Here is a 6,506-nt window from a genome sequence, read left to right as displayed (position 1 = left end):
ATCCGTTCAAATCTAAACTCAATATAAAATAATCCCTGAAGGGGCTGGACGAGAAGCTGCGATTCGCAGTTCGACTACGTTGTCTAATAAAGGTAAGTTTTTTATTCGATAGCTTTTTGTACGCCACTCGGTTATGGTTAGTTATCGTGAAGTTTCTGATTGAATTCAATCAGCTGAGAGAACCCCATGCTTAATTCCCATGCCATTCAAAAAATGATTAAAACAGTAGGAACATGTGTTTGTTTCGTTTCACTATCAGCCTGTGTGAGTAACGATAATCCTTGTGAAGAAGTATTAGAAGTCAAACAACAGCATCAAGAATGCGAAAGATTACGTAAGACTATGCTTAAAACAGATTATCCCCAACAAGCACTTACCGCTAAAATCCAGTACGAAGAAGCATGCGTAAATTTGCGGTATTACCGAGATGAATTCGATACTATTTGCAAGAAAAACGAAACACCGATTGGTCAGAAACCCAAACAGAACTAATTAGGATTAGTAGACTATCTGCCAAATCTATCTAACAACGCGATGGTAAATTAGATAGACCGGCAATTTAGCTCATTTGTGAGTAGCGCTAGCTAGGAATAGTAGTTACCTTCCCATCCATCCCCCATCGACTAATAATATTGAGCCATTCACATAACTAGAGGCATCTGACGCTAAGAATACCGCAGGTCCTTCGAAGTCCTCAGGCGTTCCCCAACGGCCCTGTGGAATGCGTTCTAATATGCTTGCTGCTCGCACTGCATCGTTGCGCAGAGCCTCGGTATTATCGGTATCGATATAACCTGGCGCAATGGCATTGACGTAAACACCTTTGCCTGCCCACTCATTCGACAAGGCTTTTACTAATTGTCCAATTGCACCTTTACTGGCAGCATAACCGGGAACCGTAATTCCACCTTGATAGGTCAATAGTGATGCAGTAAAGATAATTTTGCCTTTACCACGGGCAACCATCTCTTTTCCAATTTCTCGGCTTAGAATGAATTGCGAATTTAAATTAACATCTATGACTTTATCCCAAAGTTCATCACTATGCTCAGCGGCCGGTGCGCGCAATATGGTGCCAGCATTATTAACTAATATATCTATTTTAGGAAAATCTGCTTTGACCTCCTGAATGAATGCATACAAAGCTTTGCGGTCAGAAAAATCACATTGGTAACCTTTAAACTTTTTACCAAGGCCATTTACTTCCTTTTCTACTTCCGAGCCTTGTAATTCTAAGCTCGCTGAAACGCCAATAATGTCTGCCCCAGCAGCCGCAAAACCCAATGCGATTGCTTTACCTATCCCACGTTTGCAGCCGGTAACTAAAGCGACTTTTCCTTCTAAACTAAATTTATCTAACATTTTCTATTCCTAATAATAAGTGTAATCACAGGTAATACTTTCCAGAGGTTTTGCTCAAACACCATCGTAACTTGTTGTTTTAACGATTTTTCCGGCCTTATCGCGCAAGATGGATATCCATTTCGATTGAGCATTAATATCACCATACTCGATTTTATTTTCACTGGAATATAAGAAGGTTTCAGTGAACTGCGGTGAGCTAATTTCAACACCTATGCAATTCTCACCTTTAAGGGATTGAACCGAAATATCCTTGCTCTTTTGTGATTGAATTGCGTCTTTAGGCTGAAAAACATTGAGGAAGTAAGTATTTTTCGTTTTTTCAGGATTTTCAATTAACAGTGTTTTTAAACTAATCCGACGAATATCATCTGGCCGTTGCGGGGTCATTATCTCTTCAACTAAGGTTTCATCTATTTTCGTTTGCCTCGCTTCAGGAAACGCGGTAAATACATTAAGTGCGCCGTTACCATTAACAATTTCAAACTGATTTTGACTTATTTTTTTAGCATATTTTTCAGAATGGATGCGCCAAGTATAAGTATGCTCTAAATGACTTTCCAATTCATCTAACAAGATAAAATAGCCACATTCACTATTAATAATATGCCTAGCATTACGGGTTAACTGCATTTCTGGATAGTACATACGACTTGATTCGCCAACCACATAGCAATAACCATCTTGATTAGAGAATGCCTCAACTTGGGCGACCGCACTTTCAGGAACATCGCGCCATACGTTATGAATACCTTTGCAATTTAGGTCAAATAGTACGGGATCACTTAAGTCTCCCTCGTCCCATATTTTCTCACCAACACAACCGGTACCATCAACGGTAACCAAATTATGAATTTCCGCTTTAGAAGTTCGGTTATAGCCTTCGTCGATGACCAGTGATGCGCCTTTATGAACAAGGATAAATTGATTAAAGTCTACGTGATAATGAGTAAGACTGCGGGTTTTCCAATCGTTCTTTTTATCCAGCTCCCAGCTCATCTTCCATTGTTTGTGGCCACCAGCAGGACTGCATTTAAATGATAAATGAGTCGCATCTGTATCCCAACTTGAACGCATTACCACTAAGCCAAGATCAGGGAAATATTTGGTGAGGGGTAAATTCTCCGGGGATTGCTGTTGTATTTCAGGGTTATACCAAATTAACTCAAGAAAGGCTTCTGGCAAGATACCTGGAAAAATTTTACTTTGATAGGCTTCTCTAAACAGGAATTTGGTGCGAACCATCTCCCCTAGCCACTGTGCCTGACCGTTGTTATACTCAGATGCTATCTTGTAGTATGCACAAATTGAATGAGAGCTGCGTTTATCGTGTACATCCGCAAAGTTAATGTTCTCTTCCCAATTCGGTGCAGACTGATAAAGTCGATAATCAAACGTATTCTGCATAAAGCCAGTTTTAAAATGATCAGTACCACCATCTTTACGAATCAAGTCTGCAGCAACTAAAAAAAAATTCATCGCAAAGCGCCAATACCCGGTGCCTTCGTAGTTGGAACCATCCTCAGGCAAATAATCAAATACTTTGTCAAAGTTATCTTTAATTTCGTCAATCCATACCTGTGCGCCCTCATGTTCAGGGCGAATCGCATAAGCGGTGGTTAACAGGCCAGAATAATTTATCCAATTATGGTTCTGCCAATAATTAGTAGACCAGCAATGTCCGAGGTTTTGTTGTCCATAGTCAAAAATTTTATTGCCTTGCAGGATCAATTTATTTAGAAACTTAGTGCGTTCATCGTCCGTGAGATGATCTTTGAGCCAGTCGTAAGATAAGCCTAAACCAAATAGCATCCATGAAGCACTGAGATCAACGTCCACCAGAAACCCATACCCCCAAACGTCATAATCAACTGCGGTAAAGATCCAGCGTTTAGCCTCAATCAAATAATGTTCTTGTTCAGTGAGTAGATATGCCAAACTTAAATTTGCCGCGGCCATCCCCATATAAGTAATACTAGTATGTGGATGCTCTTTTGAGAGCACTTCGTCTTCATATAAACGACACTGCTCAATAAGCCGAGTTAAATGCTCTTTGCGGGTGGTTTTAAGCTCCGCCTTAAGCACTTCAAGTTGGTCGTTAATAAGTAAGTAGTTCATGGTTAATCCCTGTATTCAAAAGTCATAATCGTTAATAAATTGCAATTCTTAGAGTAAATGAGCGCCATAATTTGAATTACGGTGCTACTGATTTAATCTCGGCTGCGGGCGGCTTACCGGCTTTTAGCATTAAGACACTGATTGCTCCTATTATTAGCGCAAGTACCAGTATCGCTATTCTGCCTTCTATCGGATTAGGAATTATCAACATTAAGGCGATGAATCCTGTTACTGCCGCGCCAAACTGGCCAATAGCGGTTAATTGGCTAAGATCATTCCCCTCACCTATTTCCTTTTCAAAATCGATGGGGGTTTTCATATTTTTAAAGAACCTATCTACCATTTTCCGATGGGCGGAATTCGAAGCTGGTGCAAATAGCATAGATACCAAAAAGCCAAATGTGCCTGTACCTAACACACCAAAAAATTGTTGTTGAAAATTCCATTCAAAGGCATCGCTATAAGACTGCGAAAACCCTAAGTAGCTCAAAGGAACTTCGAAGAAAGCTAAACAAGAAAATAGCAACGCACAGGCGATAGATAAAAGCGCTGCCCACCAAGGTGTTTGCCGTATAAACATGCCCAATAATAGTGGAATCGTAATTGGCATCGACAACAACGTGCCCACTTGCAACATGATTTCGAATATCCCAGAACCATCTTGTTGGGCAAAATAAAGCGCCAAAAGTACAATTAAGAAACCCATAACCCAAGTTAAGGTGCGGCCATAATTTAAAAGCTCTGATTCGCCTTTAGATTGCCAGCGTAATTTGCGTGAGACCTTGGGATAAATATCTTTTATCAAAATCGCCACGTTGGTATTTAAGCCAGTATCCATTGAGCTCATAGTTGCCGCTAAAATAGCGACCACGATCAACCCTACTAGCCCCACAGGTAATAAGCTGATACTGGCAACCGCATAACTCGCTTCAGCGGGCTTAGCTATATCAAATGCCATAACAAGTTCAGGGTATAAAAGTCGTGCGGTGATTGGGGGTAAAAACCAAATTAAGCTACCTAACAACATTAATATTGAGCAGAACAAAGCGGCTTTGCGCGCTTCTCGCCCATCTTTTACCGAAAAGTATCTTGGTGCTGCATTCATGGAATTGAAAACGATGAATTGTTTGGCCATCATTGCGCTCGCCCAGCCCCAAGTATAAGCCCCTCCAAATAAGGTCGCAGAATTGACCATACTGTATTCTTCGGTTAAACCTTGCGCCTCAATCTCAGCAAACAAATTGTTGATTCCACCTAAGGCGTCCAAACACAACCAAGCAACGATTAAAGTTAAAGGAACGAGGATTAATCCTTGCAGAAAGTCAGTGGCCATCACAGCCCAACGTCCGCCGGTAGCAGAATAAAGCAGTACAACGACACCGCAGACTACAATCACATAGTTGATGTCATAACCAAACACTGCGGAACAAAAAATGCCAAGTCCATACAGCGCCATAGCAGAATACAAAATACGAATAGGCACTTCATAATAGGCGTAAAAATCACGGGTTGTTTCACCAAAGCGACTGGCAATGGCCTCAGGAAATGTTGTCACTCTCATTTGCCGTAACCAAGGGCCCATAAACAAAAAGTTTACGAAGAACCCCAGCACGTTACCGAAGAAGATAAACATCGCAGAAAATCCTGATTCGTAAGCAATGCCAGCAGCACCGGTAAAGGTCCACGCACTAAAAGCACTCATGAAGGCACTGCTACCAACAAGCCACCAGGTGCCCTTACAACCGCCTTTAAAATAGTCATCGGTATTAGCTGAGAATTTTTTAAAAACAAAACCAACGATAACAATCAACGCTAAATAGCCAATGATGACTAAGTATTCAATATTAGAAATTTCCACATTTTGCCTCTTGTTAGATTGCCTAATATTATCAATAGGATACAAAAACAAAAACGTTTTACTAAAACGGTTTAGTTGATTAAGTTAACATATTGTTGCAGAATGTCAATATTCGACTAATCAGAACCTTTCAAGAAATATTTAAATGGCAAAAACTAAACTCATTGATGTGGCTGAACGAGCTGGGGTGTCAAATAGCACTGTCTCTCAGTACTTAAATGGCCGTTTCGACTACATGTCTGAAAAGACAAAGGAACGGATAAAAATAGCCGTTAGCGAATTGGATTATGTGCCTAACCCTATTGCTCGTAGCCTGAAAATGAATAAGACAAAAACCATTGGGGTGATAGTTAGGGACATAACAGGTTTCTATACGAGCCGTACCATTCGAGGAATTGACGATTTTTGTAAAACCAGTGAGTACAATTTATTAATTTATAACACTGACGTAGATCCAAAAGTTGAAGCGAAATCATTAGAGACATTATACCAACTGCGGGTTGATGGCATTATTATCGCTTCGTCGGGAAAGAATACTGATTTAATCAATAGATACAGTGACGGTGGCTTACCGATCGTGCATTTTCAACTTGAACATGATGGTAATGAAAAAAATATCATTATATCTGATTATCGAAAAGCGGCTTTTGAGGCAACTGAGTACCTAATACAATTAGGCCATAAGCGAATTTGTTTTGTCACTCAAGATTTTAAACATGTTAAATCACGAAAAGATCGTTATTTAGGATATTCTGATGCGCTGCAAAAACATGGTATTCCACTCGATGAACAACTCATTCAGTATTGGCGCCGTGAAACTGGATTTGAACACTCCCCCACCAGCTTACTAGATGCAGATAATCCACCAACTGTGTTTTTCACTCAACATCTGGCGATTACCACAGATATATTAACTGCGTTGAATGCCGAAAATATATCTATTCCCGATGACGTGTCGATTTTAGGTTTTGATGACATTCCTATGGCCGACTTCTTTAAAGTCCCCATCACAGTAATTACTCAAAATCCTTATGAAATAGGTCGACAAGCGACTAAGTTATTGTTGAACAACATCAACAATAAAGAGCCATCGTCAGAGAAGATAATGATCCCCTGCTCGTTGATTAAAAGGTTGTCCTGTAAACAGATTTAGAGTTCGAACTAATTC

Annotated in this window: 5 protein-coding genes; 2 read left to right on the top strand and 3 right to left on the bottom strand. The window is 40.2% G+C overall.

Annotation, left to right across the window (positions count from 1 at the left end; all coding sequences use genetic code 11):
- Positions 1–186: 186 nt before the first annotated feature.
- Entirely contained in the window at positions 187–492 is a 306-nt protein-coding gene (locus tag Q4567_RS19950; RefSeq protein WP_216047666.1) for a hypothetical protein, read from the top strand.
- 105 nt (positions 493–597) lie between these two features.
- Here Q4567_RS19950 and Q4567_RS19945 read toward each other — a convergent pair whose 3' ends face one another.
- The 3 genes from Q4567_RS19945 to Q4567_RS19935 all read right to left on the bottom strand — a co-directional run bounded on the left by Q4567_RS19945 (position 598) and on the right by Q4567_RS19935 (position 5,338).
- Positions 598–1,362: a 2,5-didehydro-3-deoxy-L-galactonate 5-reductase gene (locus Q4567_RS19945; protein ID WP_303501949.1), complete on the bottom strand. Its 765-nt coding sequence runs from the start codon at positions 1,360–1,362 to the stop codon at positions 598–600.
- Between the two features lie 54 nt (positions 1,363–1,416).
- Entirely contained in the window at positions 1,417–3,480 is a 2,064-nt protein-coding gene (locus Q4567_RS19940) for a DUF4962 domain-containing protein (protein ID WP_303501946.1), read from the bottom strand.
- 76 nt (positions 3,481–3,556) lie between these two features.
- Positions 3,557–5,338 (bottom strand): hypothetical protein, encoded by a 1,782-nt coding sequence (locus Q4567_RS19935; RefSeq protein ID WP_216047663.1) that lies wholly within the window; start codon positions 5,336–5,338, stop codon positions 3,557–3,559.
- 145 nt (positions 5,339–5,483) lie between these two features.
- Between Q4567_RS19935 and Q4567_RS19930 the strand changes: the two genes are divergently transcribed.
- Complete coding sequence (locus Q4567_RS19930; RefSeq protein ID WP_216047662.1) at positions 5,484–6,491, top strand: LacI family DNA-binding transcriptional regulator; 1,008 nt, start codon at positions 5,484–5,486, stop codon at positions 6,489–6,491.
- The last annotated feature ends 15 nt before the right edge of the window (positions 6,492–6,506 follow it).

The organism is Aliiglaciecola sp. 2_MG-2023 (assembly GCF_030548145.1).
Classification (GTDB): domain Bacteria; phylum Pseudomonadota; class Gammaproteobacteria; order Enterobacterales; family Alteromonadaceae; genus Aliiglaciecola; species Aliiglaciecola lipolytica_A.
Note: the sequence above shows the minus strand (reverse complement) of the source record. Positions and strands in the feature narration are given on the sequence as shown.